The organism is Nonlabens tegetincola, assembly GCF_002117085.1.
Taxonomy (GTDB): Bacteria; Bacteroidota; Bacteroidia; order Flavobacteriales; family Flavobacteriaceae; genus Nonlabens; species Nonlabens tegetincola.
On sequence record NZ_CP019342.1, the window covers coordinates 2,040,284 to 2,057,461 of the forward strand.

General features: G+C 35.7%; 12 protein-coding genes. 2 read left to right on the forward strand and 10 right to left on the reverse strand.

Features of this window, described 5'->3' with window-relative positions; genetic code table 11:
* Positions 1–35: 35 nt before the first annotated feature.
* The 3 genes from arsS to BST91_RS09615 form a co-directional block, all read right to left on the reverse strand.
* Positions 36–1,100: an arsenosugar biosynthesis radical SAM (seleno)protein ArsS gene (arsS, locus tag BST91_RS09605; RefSeq protein WP_042279682.1), complete on the reverse strand. Its 1,065-nt coding sequence runs from the start codon at positions 1,098–1,100 to the stop codon at positions 36–38.
* An 86-nt stretch (positions 1,101–1,186) separates the two neighbouring features.
* Positions 1,187–1,801, reverse strand: a complete 615-nt coding sequence (locus tag BST91_RS09610) for an HD domain-containing protein (protein WP_157546943.1) — start codon at positions 1,799–1,801, stop codon at positions 1,187–1,189.
* 52 nt (positions 1,802–1,853) lie between these two features.
* Positions 1,854–2,189 (reverse strand): arsenosugar biosynthesis-associated peroxidase-like protein, encoded by a 336-nt coding sequence (locus BST91_RS09615; protein WP_042279680.1) that lies wholly within the window; start codon positions 2,187–2,189, stop codon positions 1,854–1,856.
* A 170-nt stretch (positions 2,190–2,359) separates the two neighbouring features.
* Here BST91_RS09615 and BST91_RS09620 point away from each other — a divergent pair, with 170 nt between their 5' ends.
* Positions 2,360–2,581, forward strand: a complete 222-nt coding sequence (locus BST91_RS09620) for a hypothetical protein (RefSeq protein WP_060523849.1) — start codon at positions 2,360–2,362, stop codon at positions 2,579–2,581.
* A 64-nt stretch (positions 2,582–2,645) separates the two neighbouring features.
* On the opposite strand, the gene BST91_RS09625 is transcribed toward BST91_RS09620, so the two are convergent.
* The 7 genes from BST91_RS09625 to BST91_RS09655 all read right to left on the reverse strand — a co-directional run bounded on the left by BST91_RS09625 (position 2,646) and on the right by BST91_RS09655 (position 14,064).
* Positions 2,646–4,076: an alpha-amylase family glycosyl hydrolase gene (locus BST91_RS09625; RefSeq protein WP_085775255.1), complete on the reverse strand. Its 1,431-nt coding sequence runs from the start codon at positions 4,074–4,076 to the stop codon at positions 2,646–2,648.
* 64 nt (positions 4,077–4,140) lie between these two features.
* Positions 4,141–6,489: an alpha-amylase family glycosyl hydrolase gene (locus BST91_RS09630; protein ID WP_085775256.1), complete on the reverse strand. Its 2,349-nt coding sequence runs from the start codon at positions 6,487–6,489 to the stop codon at positions 4,141–4,143.
* A 52-nt stretch (positions 6,490–6,541) separates the two neighbouring features.
* On the reverse strand, positions 6,542–8,458 hold the full coding sequence (locus BST91_RS09635; RefSeq protein ID WP_085775257.1) for a glycoside hydrolase family 13 protein: 1,917 nt from the start codon (positions 8,456–8,458) through the stop codon (positions 6,542–6,544).
* 61 nt (positions 8,459–8,519) lie between these two features.
* Positions 8,520–10,823 carry a glycoside hydrolase family 65 protein gene (locus BST91_RS09640; protein ID WP_085775258.1) on the reverse strand — a complete coding sequence of 768 codons (2,304 nt, stop codon included), beginning with the start codon at positions 10,821–10,823 and terminating at the stop codon, positions 8,520–8,522.
* Positions 10,823–11,485 carry a beta-phosphoglucomutase gene (gene pgmB / locus BST91_RS09645; protein WP_060523840.1) on the reverse strand — a complete coding sequence of 221 codons (663 nt, stop codon included), beginning with the start codon at positions 11,483–11,485 and terminating at the stop codon, positions 10,823–10,825. Before pgmB ends, BST91_RS09640 begins: the two co-directional genes overlap by 1 nt.
* Positions 11,478–12,923, reverse strand: a complete 1,446-nt coding sequence (locus tag BST91_RS09650) for an MFS transporter (RefSeq protein WP_085775259.1) — start codon at positions 12,921–12,923, stop codon at positions 11,478–11,480. Before BST91_RS09650 ends, pgmB begins: the two co-directional genes overlap by 8 nt.
* A 118-nt stretch (positions 12,924–13,041) precedes the next feature.
* Positions 13,042–14,064: a LacI family DNA-binding transcriptional regulator gene (locus tag BST91_RS09655; RefSeq protein WP_042279671.1), complete on the reverse strand. Its 1,023-nt coding sequence runs from the start codon at positions 14,062–14,064 to the stop codon at positions 13,042–13,044.
* 223 nt (positions 14,065–14,287) lie between these two features.
* On the opposite strand from BST91_RS09655, the gene BST91_RS09660 reads away from it, so the two are divergent.
* On the forward strand, positions 14,288–17,173 hold the full coding sequence (locus tag BST91_RS09660; RefSeq protein ID WP_085775260.1) for a SusC/RagA family TonB-linked outer membrane protein: 2,886 nt from the start codon (positions 14,288–14,290) through the stop codon (positions 17,171–17,173).
* Positions 17,174–17,178 lie beyond the last annotated feature (5 nt).

A 17,178-nucleotide genomic window follows, 5' to 3' on the forward strand; every position in this document is an offset into this window, starting at 1 on the left:
ACGCTTTCGCGAAAGCGTGATAAAATAATCAATAATTAGGCAACTGTTCCTTGACAGCTACTTCCTGCACCAGCGGTACATCCATAACAATGTTGAGAAATAACAATATTACGATCTAGAAGTAAATCTTCTTGATAATCTTTAATATGTTTTATTTTATGATTCACTTTAAGATCAAGCATTTGATTAAAATCACAATCGTATAACCATCCATCCCAAGATACACTAATTGTATTTGTACACATCACATTTTGTACAGCTGTAGGATTATAAGCCTCAACCAAGGCATACATGTAATCCTCATAATTTTCACTTGCTACTAAGTAATCTAGAAATCTGGATATAGGCAAGTTAGTTATTGCAAAAAGGTTATGAAACTGAATATTAAAATCTTCTAACAAAGCAGCTTTAAAATCCTTTTCCATACTCGCTTGATCACCAGGCAAAAAAGCACCACTAGGATTGTAAACCAGATCTAATTTAAGGTCGCTACCTGGCATTCCATATCCACGTTCATTGAGTTCTTGCAGCGCTTTAATGGATTTATCAAAAACACCATCACCTCTTTGCTTATCGGTTTTACCACGAGTCCAGTGTGGCATGGAGCTCACTACATGTATATTGTGTTTTTTAAAGAAATCTGGCAGATCGTAGTACTTAGGATTTGCTCGTATGATTGTAAGGTTACTGCGTACGATAAAATCTTGAATACCTGCAGCGCTTGCTTGTTCTACAAACCATCTAAAATTAGGGTTCATTTCTGGAGCACCACCAGTTAAATCTAGGGTATGAGCACCTGTAGTTTTTATCACATCGAGAATTTGTGACATGGTTTCTCTAGTCATTATTTCCTTGCGATCGGGACCAGCATCTACATGACAGTGTGCACAAACTTGATTACACATATAGCCCACGTTGACTTGTAATATTTCTAGCTTTTTGGGTCTAAGAGGAAACTGGTTTGTTTCTTTAATCTTATTTGCAAAGGTTGGTAACTCACCATCACTAAAAGGCTCTCCATTTAAAACCTCCATTTGTTTAGCAATTGCTGCTAGTTCACTTTCTCTCTTCTTTAAGGATACCTTAGTATTTACTGCCATATCTGCTTTTTGCTATTCTTAATTGGAAATATGTAGATAGCTGCATAGTTACAAACTACATATCACAAAATTGTCACTCTTTTTTCTTAAACTAATGTTTGAAGTTCTCTCTTTAAATTTCTTTGCGCTTGTTTTTCATACTTACTTGTAAAGTAATCTGTTTGATAAATAGGTTTGTTTAGTAATGCTCTTAACACTTTTAATCTTCCTCTTCTATATAAGAAAGTAGGATATATTTGATATTCCTTTCTAATTAATCTAGTATACTCGTCGTATTGGGAAGAAGAACTTCCTAAAATAGCTAAATCACTATCTAAAAAATACCTACTATCTGAATTAAGGGTTTTATCATGAAATTTTGTTGCTATTATCATTTCCTTGACTAAATCTACATGCTCAAAACGAGTCTTTGAAATCCTATTTTCAAAAGCATCTGCACTTTGCTCCTCGTTTTCTGTAGAAGTAACTTTATAAATTAAATCATGATAAAAAACTACTAATCGAATGGAATCAATAGTCTCTATAAAAGCTTCAACCTCTTGTAATTCATTGAACATGTGTTGAAGATGATTCAAATTATGATAGAAACGTTTTTTATTTGAGTAGTTCTTTATTACCTCATCCCAGCACAAATTCATGTAACTTTTATCGTTACAGTATTTCTCAAAGGTTTGATAAAATAAAGGTTTTAATTTTTCCAATATCAGTATTAGGAGTTATCTGTTTTCAGACTAGCCAAGTTTAAGGATGCATCTACATTTCTAATTTATTCACTTTATTCATCATTTGGACACCATGTACCAAAGTTGCTCCACCGCGTATAGCGCCAGCTACATGAACCGCTTCCATCATTTCTTCTTTGGTTATTCCTCGCTGTAATCCATCACCCGTATAAGCATCAATACAGTAAGGACATTGAACAGCATGAGAAACTGCTAAGGCTATTAGAGACTTTTCTCTAGCTGTGAGAGCACCTTCTTCAAATACTTTCCCGTAATAGTCAAAGAATTTTTCTCCTAGTTGCTCATTCCATTCACTTATTTTACCAAACTTCTTTAGGTCTTTAGGGTCGTAGTATGTTTTTTGCATCTTAATTATAAATTTTTCACTGCCAAGTTAGGGAATAGATCTCACAAATTGATGACCTCTAATCAGGAAAATGCTCTTATTTCCCGCATGCCAAAACTATCTTAATATACTATCTACGAATAAAACTTTTGTCTAGTTTTAAATAATACTAACATTAACAAATCTGGATTATGAAAAAAAGTTTATTAATCGCCGGAATCGCCTTATTGTGTTTAACCGCTTGCAGAGATGAAAAAACTCCTGAGGAGCAGGCTAATGATTTGATTGAAAATGCCGATGAAATTAAATCTAAAGAAGATAAAGTCAAGTTAGAAAATGAAGATGGTACAGATGCTAAAATCAAGTACGATGAAGATGGTAATGTTGAAAAAATTAAAACGGACGATAATTAGTCGCTGGAACAAAAAAGGCCTGCTCGATATCGGGCAGGCCTTTTTACTTGATAATTTTGAGCGGTTATTCATTAACCACTTCTAAAAATCTGAAGGCTCCAGAAGGCAAATCAATTATTTGATTCTCCCTTAATTGTGCTGTAGCTCCTGTCATAATATCACGCACTTTAATATCTCCCATTTTAAAGGTTGTGCTTGTTTTTACATCTGTTGGATTTCCCATAAAGTAAACAGTCGATTCACCGTTTACCCTTTTAAACGCAATAATTTCATCTCCACTTTCTTGTTGTAAGGTAATATAATCTGCATCGTCCTTTCCACCATGTAAGGCAGGTATGGTTTCTTTAGCTTTAGCCAAAACCTCCATTTTTTTCCATACATCGCCTTTTGTTTTTGGAATAGTATCTTTTTCAAAGAATTTTAATCTATGGTCCATTCCATATTCTTGACCTGAATAAATTAACGGCATTCCAGGAATCGCATACTGAAAGGCAAGAAACAGATTAGCCTTATTACCCATACGTTCTTTCACAGTACCGTTCCAACTGTTTTCATCATGATTAGTAATGAAGTTCATTAGAATATCATCGGCTTCATAGTTTTCTTTTACACGTTCCATATAATCAGACCACGCATTAGGTTTAACTTTTCCTTGAGCCATCTCATTCATAATGTGATGACCTTCCCAATTATAACCCATATCAAAAGCCTGCTTAAATAGATCTTTCTTTTCGCTTTCTGCCAGCATAAATAAAGGCTTGATATTATGAAGTTGACCAGACGCCTCGTTCCAGAAGTCTGTAGGAACTTCATGTGCCACGTCACATCTAAAACCATCTACATCAAATTCTTTAACCCAATAAGACATTGCATCTATCATGGCTAATCTTAAGTTCTCGTTATCGTAATTCAAGTCTGCAGTATCGGTCCAGTCTGTTCCTTTAGGATGAATTATTTCTCCTTTCTCATTTTTTGTATAAAATTCTGGATGTTCATTGATCCACCAGTTATCCCAACCAGTATGATTTGCTACCCAATCTAGAATAACATACATGCCATTATCGTGTGCAGTGGTTATTAAATTTCTTAAATCTTCTTGTGTACCATAATCTGGGTTAACAGCTTGGTAATCCGCAACGGCATAGTAGCTACCTAGGTACTTTTCTCTTTCTTTAGGGTCTTTAATATCATGAACCATCAAATCACCTTTGGCCTTTCTATTTTTTTCTGAAACAGGAAAAATAGGCATTAACCATATGACTTTAACGCCTAGCTTTTTAAGTTCAGGAATATCCTTGGTAAACTGATTAAATGTTCCCTCTTGAGAATACTGTCTTATGTTTGCTTCATAAATAATAGCCGTTTCTAATTCACTATCTTGAATAGGTGTATAAACCGTAGATTCTTCTTCAACGTTTACATCTTCCTTCTGTTTATCCTTTTCACAAGCTGTAAAGAGTAAACAGGCTAGAAACAAATACAATAGGTTTTTCATAGTTTTTAATTTTCTGGTGTTATAAAATTGTAAGTTTAAATTGTGCAATGCTAATATATTCCGATTATTGTTTTATTGGTGCCTTTTTAGTTTGCACGATTGTAAAGGATTGAGGCTTTACCTGTATGTAATTTGGGTCTTCTATACCATTGATCACAATTTTCACCTCTTCCTTGTCATTGCGCTTGTAAGCATTTAATGAAATCTTATTTTCATTAAAGAATATATAGGTTGTTTCTTTGAAATAAGTTCTTTTTATTCCTAATATACCATTTGCATCTGATAAAATCTCGGTATCACCATACAATAGACTCATCGAATTACGTCGTAAATACACAAGTGATTTTACTTGATTTTTAAGTTCTTGTTCATTGCTTGATAGATTATCAAATTTCATCATTCTACGGTTATCTGGATCGTTTGCTCCTATACTACCATATTCATCTCCATAATAAATTACTGGAACTCCTGGAATCGTCATATTAAAAGCGTGTAACATTGCCAGTCTACCATAAGATGATTCATCACTCATACCTATATCGCGAGTCCATCCAGCAGCTTTAGCGTCTTCTTCAAATTTCACATCACCACTTGCGTAACTTATAAATCGAGCACGATCTTGATTACCCGAGATATTCCCCATTAAATGGTGGTAACCGTAATAGTCGAGACCTTTTTGTAATATCTCGGTTAAATTGCCGTAGGAATTGTCCGCTTTCGCGAAAGCGGAAACAGCTGCATCATACATATTGAAATCAAATTGTGCATCCAACATACCGGTACTCACGTAGCTGCGTATAAGGTCGTAGGATCCATAAGTTTCTCCAATTTGATATATAGGTCTATTTGTTTGTTCTTTAATTTTCTTAGTCAATGTACGCCAATACAGCTCTGGAACATGCTTTGTAGCATCGTGTCTAAAACCATCCAATTGATAATTTGTCACCCAATGCAAGGCACTGTCAACCATAACCTCAGTCACCTCGGGATTCTCTAAATCAAGCGTAGGCATAAACGTATCAAACCAAGTGGTTAATCTATGATCGTCCCATCTTTCAGTATTTAAACTGCCGTCTGGCAGATATAAATCAGTAGCCCATTCTGGGTGTTCTTGATAAACCGGATGTTCTTTATGAACGTGATTTGCCACATAGTCTAGTACAACATTAACATCTTGCTTGTGAGCCTCGTCAATCAATGCTTTCAAAGTTTTCTCATCACCAAATCGATAATCAATTTTTGTATTAGACACAGGCCAATATCCATGATAACCACTAAATTTAGTTTTAGGCTCTGGCCATAGACCATAGGCTCCTTCAGGATTTTGAGTAATCGGTGACAGCCATATGGTATTGATTCCCATTTTACTGAAATAACCTTCTTTTAATTTTTGAAGCACACCTGCAAGGTCTCCACCTTTATAATTTGCTTGTGGTAATATCTCTGGATCATCAACTGGTTTTGTATTACTCGTATCGCCATCTAGGAAGCGATCTACCATCATAAAATAAAGTACTTGATTATGAAAATCGCTGCGAGTTAATCTAGAAGGCTCAGTTACCACATGACCATCCTGAACAGGAATCAATAAATCGTTTGAGCGACCATTATTATCGCTTGCAAAAACGCGAACTAGTTGTGTATGGTGAATATTGTTTGTAAAATCTTTTTTTGGCAATTTAACTTGGTACCTGTTTCCTTCTTTTTGAAAATCTATAAGTTGGTTTTCAAATAAAACAAGAACATTATCTAGTTGACCTGTTGTATTAAAGGTAAAACCATTTTCAATTACTTCACCGTATTGCAATCTGGCTGGAGCAGCCTTACGACTATTATCTAGCACTCGATTGAAGCCACCCATTCCATTACTTACCACATTTTCCTCCTGACCTGAAAGCAGTTCCTCCTGTCCATTTTTCATGAAAATATATTGAAACTTTCCTTGTGGAACAGTAGCATGATAGACTAATCTATCACCTTCTTTTTCAAGATCTACAGGCGCCCAATTGGTAAATTCTCCTTTAAGCTGTACGTTTTCATTATTAGCATCACCATAATAATTGATAGGTATAGTTTTAGACATTGACTTATAGACAGGAATATCATTGCGTATTCCATCAGTCCATAAAGTAATCAATGATACAAACGGTGCGTTTTCTTCTAGAACAATCTCAATACTTGCAATGTTATCGACTATTTCTTCACCAGTTACACCATTACCATAGGAAATACTATCAATAATAGTAACATCAGTAATGTAGTCAGTCAAAACCACTTCGGTTTTATCTTGACCAGCATAGATAGGAGTGGTAATGGTTTTTATGACACTTGATCTAGTATCGTATTGCTCTTTTTCGTTTGATGAACAACTTACGAAAAGAAAAACCAGCAATACATAAATTAAATTTTTCATAGTTTTTGGTTTAGTAAAAGACACGAGTGTCATTTAAATTTTTATTATTTTGTTAGAAAAAGCGAGGTCCTTTTTCAGGTTTATCAAGATCGATGACCATACTAGTTTTACCTGTAACAGATAACGTATTTCCCAGATCTATCTTTTTTCCCGAGAGTATATCTAGACCTTCATTAACATCTTGTAATCCTTCTTTAAACCTATCTAAATTTAAAGTTACTTTATCAGGATTGTTATTGATCACCACCATTACTCTGCTAGAATCAGAGTATCTAAAATATACATAACAATTGTTTTCTGGCACAAAATGTAAAAACTTACCGTCGTGTAGAACAGGTTTTCCTTTTCTATAATTCAACAGCTTTTTAGTAAATTCATAGAATGGCTTTTGGAACTTTGTTCTTTTTTTAAAGGCATTCACTTCATCATCCTGCCAGCCACCAGGGAAGTCACGACGTATATCGCCATCACCACTGGTATCACGATTTCCTCCCATACCTATTTCATCGCCATAATAAATTTGAGGTATTCCACGAGCGGTAAGAACTAGTGTCAAAGCCAGTTTATAGTTATTTACATCGCCATCATATAATCCATCACCATTGATTCTATTTGTATCATGATTACCAGCGAATAGTAAAATATTGTTGACATTTGCATAAAGGAAATCATTTACAAAGTTCTCATAAATTCTTACCATTCCCTTATCCCATTGCTGGTCGTTCTCTTTAAATGCTTTCATAATTGCATCGTGTAAAGTGAAGTCCATAACACTAGGTAATCCTGAATTATAACTTTGAATAGCTCCTATAGGACTATCCTTTTGCCAAAAGGCTATTTGTGATTGATCATGCATCCAGGTTTCTCCTACAATATTAAAATACGGATATTCCTTCATGATAGCTTTGGTCCAGTCTGCGATTCCTTCCTTTTCATTATAGGAATAGGTATCTACTCTAAATCCATCTAAACCTGCATACTCAATCCACCATATAGCGTTTTGGATAAGATAATTTAGAGCTAATGGTTCACTTTGATTAATATCTGGCATGGTACTTACAAACCAACCTTTCTCAGCATAGGTATCGTCAATTTGAGATTTATTTGGATCCATTTGTGTGGTTTGTCTATAGCTAGAATTTGCATATCCAGGAACTGGAAATTCCTTACCGTCGTTATCATCAAATTGATGAATCCATGTCGCCGTTGGTAAATCTTGCATCATCCAGTGCGTTGCACCCCAGTGATTTGTCACGTAATCCATAATCAATTTCATGTCACGCTTATGCACTTCACTGGCTAATCGTTTATAATCTTCATTGGTACCATAGCGAGGATCAATTTTATATAAATCACTTTGTGCATAGGTATGATAGGAATACTGTTTATCATTATCCTCTAATAATGGAGTACTCCATATTGCGGTAGCTCCCAAATCACTAATGTAATCTAGGTGATCAATAATACCTTGTATATCACCACCATGTCTACCACCTTTAAAACTTCTATTTAGTTTTTCGGTAGTTTCTGGATGACTATCGTTTTCTGGATTTCCATTGGCAAATCGATCTGGCATTAAAAGATAAATGGCATCACTGCTATCAAAACCTTTTCGATGCTTTGAATTTAGACTGCGTTGCTTGAGTTCATATTTAGAGGTGAAGTAAGTGTCTCCTACATTCATGGTGATAGCGTATTCTCCATGATTTTGATTTGTGGTGTCAAATGTAACGAAGAGATAATTCAAGTTTTCAGTTCTTCGTATTTTAAGGATTGGTAAATCACTTTTTACCTCAGCTTTTCCAATATTTTGTCCATAAAACAATACCTCAACCTCGGCATGTTCCATATCTACCCACCAGAATGGTGGTTCAATGCGGTCTATGGATGATTGTTGTGAGATCGCTTTCGCGAAAGCGAAAATCACAAATAATAAACTTACAATATGAACTTGTTTCAGTCTAATCATAATTCGAAAAATAAAAAACCTAGCCCATTCAAGGACTAGGTTCGGTTAAGCTAATTCATCATTAAGCGGTGATGACTTGTGGTTGTAGGGTTATTTTTTTACCGTTGACAACTACATCCTGCGGTTGATCGCCTTTAAGCTGCACTTGAGTTCCTTGCTGGGTCACTTGTACATTTAAAATTTGATCTCTAAAATTTATTTTGAATGAAAAACCTGCCCATTCCTTAGGTAATTTAGTGGTAAAATGAGGTGTGTCATCCTTAATTTGTAATCCACCAAAACCTTCTACAATACTCATCCAGGTTCCTGCCATACTAGTGATATGACAGCCTTCTTCAACTTCCTTATTGTAATCATCTAGATCTAGTCTAGAGGTACGTAAGTAGAACTCGTAAGCCTGATCCATGCGATCAAGTTTTGCAGCCTGAATACTGTGTACACATGGAGAAAGCGAACTTTCATGAACTGTAAGTGGCTCATAAAAATCAAAATGCTTTTCAAGTTCTGCCTTAGAAAAATGATCTTCAAAGAAATAGAATCCTTGAAGCACATCGGCTTGTTTGATGTAACAACTGCGAAGTATACGGTCCCACGACCATTTTTGATTTATAGGTCGTTGTGAATGATGTAATTTTGAAACAGGAATAATCTCCTTATCCATAAATCCATCTTGTTGTAGGTATACTCCATATTCTTCATCGTATGGAAAGTACATACCATCAGAAACTTCTTGCCAAGAAGCACGCTCTGATCCAGTAAGTTTTGTTAGACTTATAATACGGTCATAATCTTCTGGGTAACCGTCTTTCACCTTGTCTAAATGTTCAACAGCTTGGTCAATACACCATTTTGCAATGTAGTTGGTATACCAGTTGTTGTTAACATTATTCTCATATTCATTAGGTCCAGTAACTCCTAATATCATGAACTTACCAGCTTTTTGAGAAAATGTAGCTCGTTGATGCCAAAACCTGGCAATTGCAATCATGACCTCTAGCCCCATTTCTGGAACATAACTGTAATCACCTGTATAACGTACATAATTGTAGATTGCAAATACCATGGCACCGTTACGGTGTATTTCTTCAAAAGTGATTTCCCACTCATTATGGCTTTCTTCACCATTCATAGTTACCATCGGGTAAAGAGCAGCACCATTTGTAAAGCCTAGTTTTTCTGCATTTTCTATTGCTTTATCTAATTGATCGTATCGGTATTTTAATAGATTACGAGCTACTTGTTGATCCTTTGTCGCCATATAAAATGGGATACAATATGCTTCAGTATCCCAATAGGTCGAGCCTCCATATTTTTCACCTGTAAATCCTTTAGGACCAATATTTAACCTACTGTCTTTACCTAAATAAGTTTGATTTAACTGGAAAATATTGAAACGTATACCTTGTTGTGCCTTTAAATCACCATCAATAGTGATATCTGCCATTTCCCAAATATTAGACCATTCTGCTACTTGTTCATTAAACAGCTTTTCGTAACCATGCTCAGTTGCTAATGCTAGTATTTTTTTACTTGCATCAAACAATTCGTATTTGTTATGATTAAGACTACTTACATAACCTGCATATTTTCTTAAAGTTAAGCTTTCGCCTTGAGCGATATCACCACTAGCTTCATGACGCACGGTTGTATCGTTTTGATCTAGATGAGTGGCGTATTGAATGTGTTCCTCATCTTTGAGCAATTCTGACTGCATGTAGGTTGCTACGTGAAAATTCGTCTTATTAGTGCGACTGCGTATCATACCTTGATGTTGATCTGAGTATAATTCTTCAATAGCCCAGAACGCATCGTCCCAATTTGAATCCTCATTTGTGATACCAGCATCTATATACGGTTGGAAGGTGATGCTTAAATTTCCTTTAACTGCAGTTACTTTATAATTTATAACTCCTAATTCATCGTGTTTAAGACTTAAGAAACGTCGTGATTCAACCTTGATTTCTTTGTCATTAGAAATTTGAGCTATAAAACTGCGCTCGTACCAACCTTCTTTCATGTTAAGCTCACGCCTAAACTCTCTCACTTCTTGAACTTGTGCAAGATCTAGAGGTAAACCGTCTATAAAAACATCTATTCCTATGAAATTAGGAGAGTTCAATACTTTGGCAAAGTATTCTGGGTAACCATTTTTCCACCAGCCTACTCTTGTTTTATCTGGATAATACACTCCTGCTACATAACTACCTTGAAATGTATCACCACTATATTGTTCTTCAAAATTTGCTCTTTGTCCCATTGCACCGTTTCCAATGGAAAAAAGGCTTTCGCTTGATTTAACCATGGAAGGACTCCATCCTTCTTCTATAATCGACCACGCATCTGGTTTAATATACTCTTGATTCATTATTTCTGTGTATTCAATAGTGTTTTTATGTAATCCGATGGCATTTCTTCAAAGGATTGAAAAACAGCATCGGCTTCATTTAAGTTTGTTTGATCTCCCAATCCAATTGATATCATACCGGCAGTATTTGCAGCTTGAACTCCTGCTTGACTATCTTCAAATACGATACTATCTGCAGCCTTATATCCTAGTTGACTGCAAGCACTCAAAAAGACTTCTGGATTTGGTTTTGCCTTGGTTACGTTAGTCCCATCAACGATAACATCAAATAGGTCTATTATTCCCAACTTTTTTAGAATAGGACGAGCGTTCTTACTGGCACTACCTAAAGCAATAGGTTGAGATTTTGCCTTTAAATCCAATAAAAAAGAATGCACTCCTGGCAAAATATCGTTTACCGAGAGACCTTCGATTAAAGAGAGATACTGATTATTTTTTTCTATTAATTTTTCATCAAACTCTTCTTGCGGCAATGTTTTATTACCCCATTCTAGAATTTTTTTAAGCGAGTCAACTCTAGAAACTCCTTTTAGTTGCTCGTTTTCCTTTTCTGTAAAATTTATACCGATATCAGCCGCTAGTCGTTGCCATGCTACAAAGTGAAATTTTGCAGTGTCAACTACAACGCCGTCTAAATCAAATATGAATGCTTTTTTATTCATTGGTAATGGATGGCTGATAAGTAATCGCCTTTTTGTTTGTTATTAATAAATTTGAGAATGCGGCAAGAATTAAAAATATACCTGCTATTGTCATTGAGTGGATAGCTTCTTCTCCTATCATATTTTGTAGTAATACTACTCCACCTACTGCTGCTATAATTTGAGGAATCACTATAAACATGTTAAACACACCCATCATAAGTCCCATTTTACTAGCCTCGACAGAACTAGAAAGCATTGCATAAGGCATTGATAAAATACTACCCCAAGCAATACCTATAAGACCGAAAGAAAGATTAAGCATGACCGGTTTACCAGGTATATACAACATAATAAGGAAACCTGCTGCTCCTGCGAGCAAACTGATCATGTGAACATACTTGCGGTTTATACTATTATAAGCAGTATAAAAGGTTAAGAGTAAAGCAAAAATCATTGAAGTCAATCCGTAGATTCCCATTTTACTTCCCACATCATCACTAGCCTCATTATATGCCTTATCTGCTTCTTTATAATTTAATTCTGCTTGTACACTAGTAAACTCTATAGTATCATTCGAGTTTCTCAAAACCTCGCCATCCTCATCGACCTGAGCGTATTTCTTAATATCAGGTTTTGGGGCATTATAAACATGACTAGTTAAAGCAGGATTTGCTAAGGTCCACATAGCAAAAAACGCAAACCAAGAAAAGAACTGCACAACACCTAACTTTTTCATTATTTTAGGCATTAATGCATAAGTAGATAGGATTGTAGCAAACATTCCTTTTTTCTCCTCTTCAGGTTCGGAGTCGCTAAAGGCAGCCATTTCTTCAGGAGAATATTCTTTGGTTGTAAAAATTGTTACTAGAATTGACACAATAAACACTAACGCTCCTACTCCAAAAGCTACTTTTACTGAATCTGGAACGACACCTGGTGCTGCTTCATTTGAGATATCGAAAATATCATTCATGAATTTAGGAAGGTTACTTGCTACCCAAGTTCCCACACCGATAATCAACGTTTGAACTACAAACCCATAACTGCGCTGTGATTCTGGAAGCTTATCTGCTACCAGCGCCCTAAAGGGCTCCATTGAAATATTGATAGAAGCATCTAACACCAACAAAAGTCCGGCAGCCATCCATACCTCACTAGAGTAAGGCATAAAAAGCAATGCGATAGAACTTAAAATTGCACCTAGTAAAAAGAAAGGCCTTCTTCTACCTAAGGTTTTATGCCAAGTATTATCACTTAAATACCCAATAATAGGCTGAACGATCAAACCAGCAAGTGGTGCTGCTATCCATAAAAATGGAATATTATCTTTATCAGCTCCTAGAGTTTCAAAAATACGTGACATGGTTGAGCCTTGCAGAGCAAAGCCAAATTGTATCCCGAGAAATCCGAAACTCATGTTCCAGATATCCCAGAAACCTAATTTAGGTTTTTGCATATCGTTTAATTTTAATTTAAAACGACAAGCCTATTTTATTTGTTAGACTTATCTTGGTGTGTGTGAAGAAAATAAGTCTGTATTTATGTAAAAACATAAACAATACAAATCTACTTTATTAAGGTGTACTTTCCCTTTCTATTAAAGAAGTTTTTACGATAACGGTTTCGTAGCGTTCCTCATCTTTTTGATCTTGTTCTAATCTATCAATTAATTTAGCCGCTGCAATTCCACCCATTTCGTACCCATTTTGACCTATGGTCGTAAGAGATGGGTTAGAGTATTTAGACAACATACCATCAGTAAAAGCAACTATAGCGACATCATCTGGGATTCTTTTTCCTTTGCGTAATAGTATTTTACTAGCCGTTACTGCAAACAACTCATTCACAGCCACTATACCATCTAATGATGGATTATTATCTATAAACTTTTCTATCAATTCATCACAATGATCAATGTCTTCAATTTTCAAAATAAGATCTTGATTCACCTCTACACCGCGTTTCATTAAAGCCTCTGAATATCCTTGTGTACGCAATCTCCCTACATTGACATAATCTACTGTACTTAATATACCTACATTCTTTTTAGCCTTACGCATTAAGAAGTCCGTTGCCTCACTAGCAGCTGTTACATCGTCAATAATAATTTTGTCACCAGGAATATCATCGGCAACACGATCAAACATTACGATAGGCATTCCTTGATTAATCACCTCTCGCAAGTGGTGAAAATCTTGCTTTGACATTGTTTCTTTAGATAGACTTAGAATAAATCCATCAATACTTCCATTTGCCAGCATTTCCATATTAACTACTTCCTTATCAAAACTTTCACCACTTAGGCAAATAATCACTTGATAACCTTTTTCATTGGCAACATGCTCTACACCAGAAATAACAGTTGCAAAAAAGTGATGCACAATTTCAGGGATGATAATCCCTATTTTTTTCGTCTTTTGATTTTTTAAGGACAGGGCTATACTGTTAGGCTTGTAATTATACTGTTTAGCATATTCCTGAATTTTTTTTCTAGTCTCCTCACTTATTTCATAAGAATCCCTTAGAGCTTTAGAAACTGTTGAAATGGAAACTTTAAGGTCTTGAGCTATTTTTTTTAGCGTTAATTTTTGAGCCATGCTACTTAAACAATTACTGGTAGTTCTTTACGATTATGCTAATATAAGGTGTTACGCTTTCGCGAAAGCGTAAATTCCACCTAAATATAATGATAAAATAACACTATAACGAGCCGAAAACGTTTTCGTAAAATCACAGAACGAAAACGTTCTCTTAACATTATGTTTACATAATTTCGTGGCGTGTGTGAAGAAGATTCAATACTAATTCAAACCATTATTCATGATTAGAAATTTTAAAATAGCATTACTTGCCCTATTGTTTCCAATTATTGCGCTAGCACAAAGCGTTGTAAAAGGGAAAGTTACAGATGCTCAAACCGGACTCCCAATTTTAGGAGCATCGGTTGTCGTAGAAGGTACACAAAATGGAACCTCTACCGACTTTGATGGAAATTACACCCTTAATAATGTGAGCGATGGAGCAGTTATCGTTTTCACTTACCTGGGTTACACCTCGCAAAGTGTAGCTTACACCGGTCAATCGACCATCAATGCAGCGTTGGAGGAAAGTCCTTCAGAATTAGACACTGTAGTTTTAATAGGATACGGTAGTACTACAAAAGCTAATGTTACCGCAGCTCAAACTACTGTAGACTCAGAAGAATTTAATAAAGGTGCCATTGTTTCACCGGGACAATTGATTGCTGGTAAGGCAGCTGGTGTACAAGTAACAGCCGCTAGTGGTAGTCCTGGAGATGGACCAGTTATAAGAGTACGCCCAGGTTCTACACTTGGAGGAAATGCAGATGCTCTTATAGTAGTTGATGGTGTTCCACTAGATCAACAAAATGCAAATCTTAATTCTATTAACCCAAATGACATTGAGTCATTCACTATTCTTAAAGATGCCAGTGCAACTGCCATTTATGGTAATAGAGCATCAAATGGTGTAATCCTGATAACTACTAAAAAAGCGAAACTTAATAGCGATTTAAGATTATCATATGGAGTTCAATATGCTGTTGAAAAGGTTCAAAATTATATTGAAGTACTAGATGCAACAGAATTCAGACAATTGGTAGAGGATCAAGGCCGTGATACATCAATACTAGGTGATGCAAATACAGACTGGCAAAACGCTATTTATCAAAACGCAACTAGAGCTGTTCACAATATAACAGCTGAAAAAGGTTTTGAAAAAACCTCAGTACGTGCGTCATTAGGTTATACTAATGAGAACGGTACTCTTTTAAAATCTGGATACGAAAGATTGTCTTTGAGTCTAAACGCAGTTCATAGATTTAACAATGACGTAAAACTAACATTCACATCACAACTTTCTCAAGAGGAACGTCGATTTGCTGATGCTGGTGCTGTAGGTGCTGCGGTTGTTTTTGACCCTACTCAACCTATCTTTAGCGGTAATGATATTTATGGTGGTTATTTTGAATTCACTAACAGTACTGGTCCAGAACCAAATGCGCCACGTAACCCATTAGGTTTATTAAATAGTCTGGATGCTCAAAATGACAATTCACAAGCTCGTTTAAACATGAACTTGGATTATAAAATCAGCCAAATCCCAGGTTTAAGATTTGTAGGTAACGCAGGTATCGATTACAATGAATATGACAGCTACTCTATAAGAGATGCTAATTCTGGAGCTGGAGACAGATTTGCAAGTCAAAATTACAACAATGGGATAAGAAGAAACCAATTGCTTGATGGTCGATTAGATTATAAACGAGCTATTGATGCAATTGACACTAAAATGGATCTTACTATAGGTGGTAGTTATCAGGACTTCTACCGTGCCGATAGCGGTAGAACACTTACAAACACCGGATTTCAAGACAATCCTTTCTCAGTAAATGAAACTACCTTGGTAACCGGTTTTGCTCGTGCTACATTCGACATTAAAGATCTATTAATTTTATCTGGTAGTTACTCTAGAAACGGAAGTTCACGATTTTCAGAAAACAACCGTTGGGCAAACTTTTATGGTGCCAATGCTGCTATTAAATTAACTAACACTGATTTTGTTCAAAATAGTGGAGTTATTTCAAGACTTAAGATTCGTGGAGGTTATGGACAAACTGGACAACAAGATATTCCTGTGTCATTTGCCTTTTTATCTGTATTTACTCCAGGTCAAAATCAAGCACAAGTACAGTTTGGGAATGATTTTGTACAAACTATACGTCCTGAAGGAGCTATTGACCTTAAATGGGAAACAACCGATCAGTATAACGTTGGTATCGATCTAGGATTCTTTGATGACCGTTTAACTGGTACGGTTGATGCATTCTATCGAGAAACTAGTGACCTTCTTTTATTCGGACCGCTACCAGCTGGTGGATTAGAGAATGGTAGTTTTCAAAACGCAGGATCTACATTGAGTAGAGGTATTGAAGCTAGTGCAGCACTTGACGTAATACGTAATGAAAACTTTAATTGGAATGTTAGTGGTAATGTTACTTTCCAAGAAATTGAAATTACAGACCTAGCTGGTGCGACAAATGAACCTGTACAAGTAGGTGGAATATCTGGTGGAACAGGTAATAACATTCAGGAATGGGCTGTAGGATCAGACCCAACTACTTTCCATGTATTCCGTCAAGTGTACGATCAAGATGGCAATCCTTTAGATGGAGTTTTTGTAGACGTTGATCAAAACGGAATTATCAACGATGCTGATCGTATAAGATATAAAAAAGCTAACCACGATGTTTACTATGGTTTTTCATCTAGAGTAAACTATAAAAACTTCGATTTAAACTTTACTTTCAGGGGTGCTGCTGGTGGCTATAACTATAACAACGTTGCGTCAAATGCAGCAAACTTTGGTAGCGTTTTCCCAAGCAACACTCAGAACCCTATTTATCTAAATTCACCGATTGATATTCAAAACACAGAATTTAGTCAACAACGCTTGTTTTCAGATTACTATGTTCAAAAAGCTGATTTCTTAAAACTTGATAACATTTCGTTAGGATACAACTTCCCAGGCGACAAAGTTGACGTAAGAGCTTCTGTTACAGGTACTAATTTATTTGTAATTACAGATTACGATGGGATAGATCCTGAAGTATTCGGTGGTATAGATAACAATTTATTTCCAAGAAACAGAGGTTTGATTTTTGGATTAAACTTCAATATTAAATAACTCAA

What these genes read in the sequence shown, in the direction of transcription:
- arsS (WP_042279682.1), bottom strand. Translation starts at nt 1,100, where the DNA reads ATGGCAGTAAATACTAAGGTATCCTTAAAGAAGAGAGAAAGTGAACTA.
- BST91_RS09615 (WP_042279680.1), bottom strand. Translation starts at nt 2,189, where the DNA reads ATGCAAAAAACATACTACGACCCTAAAGACCTAAAGAAGTTTGGTAAA.
- BST91_RS09620 (WP_060523849.1), top strand. Translation starts at nt 2,360, where the DNA reads ATGAAAAAAAGTTTATTAATCGCCGGAATCGCCTTATTGTGTTTAACC.
- BST91_RS09625 (WP_085775255.1), bottom strand. Translation starts at nt 4,076, where the DNA reads ATGAAAAACCTATTGTATTTGTTTCTAGCCTGTTTACTCTTTACAGCT.
- BST91_RS09630 (WP_085775256.1), bottom strand. Translation starts at nt 6,489, where the DNA reads ATGAAAAATTTAATTTATGTATTGCTGGTTTTTCTTTTCGTAAGTTGT.
- BST91_RS09635 (WP_085775257.1), bottom strand. Translation starts at nt 8,458, where the DNA reads ATGATTAGACTGAAACAAGTTCATATTGTAAGTTTATTATTTGTGATT.
- BST91_RS09640 (WP_085775258.1), bottom strand. Translation starts at nt 10,823, where the DNA reads ATGAATCAAGAGTATATTAAACCAGATGCGTGGTCGATTATAGAAGAA.
- pgmB (WP_060523840.1), bottom strand. Translation starts at nt 11,485, where the DNA reads ATGAATAAAAAAGCATTCATATTTGATTTAGACGGCGTTGTAGTTGAC.
- BST91_RS09650 (WP_085775259.1), bottom strand. Translation starts at nt 12,923, where the DNA reads ATGCAAAAACCTAAATTAGGTTTCTGGGATATCTGGAACATGAGTTTC.
- BST91_RS09655 (WP_042279671.1), bottom strand. Translation starts at nt 14,064, where the DNA reads ATGGCTCAAAAATTAACGCTAAAAAAAATAGCTCAAGACCTTAAAGTT.
- BST91_RS09660 (WP_085775260.1), top strand. Translation starts at nt 14,288, where the DNA reads ATGATTAGAAATTTTAAAATAGCATTACTTGCCCTATTGTTTCCAATT.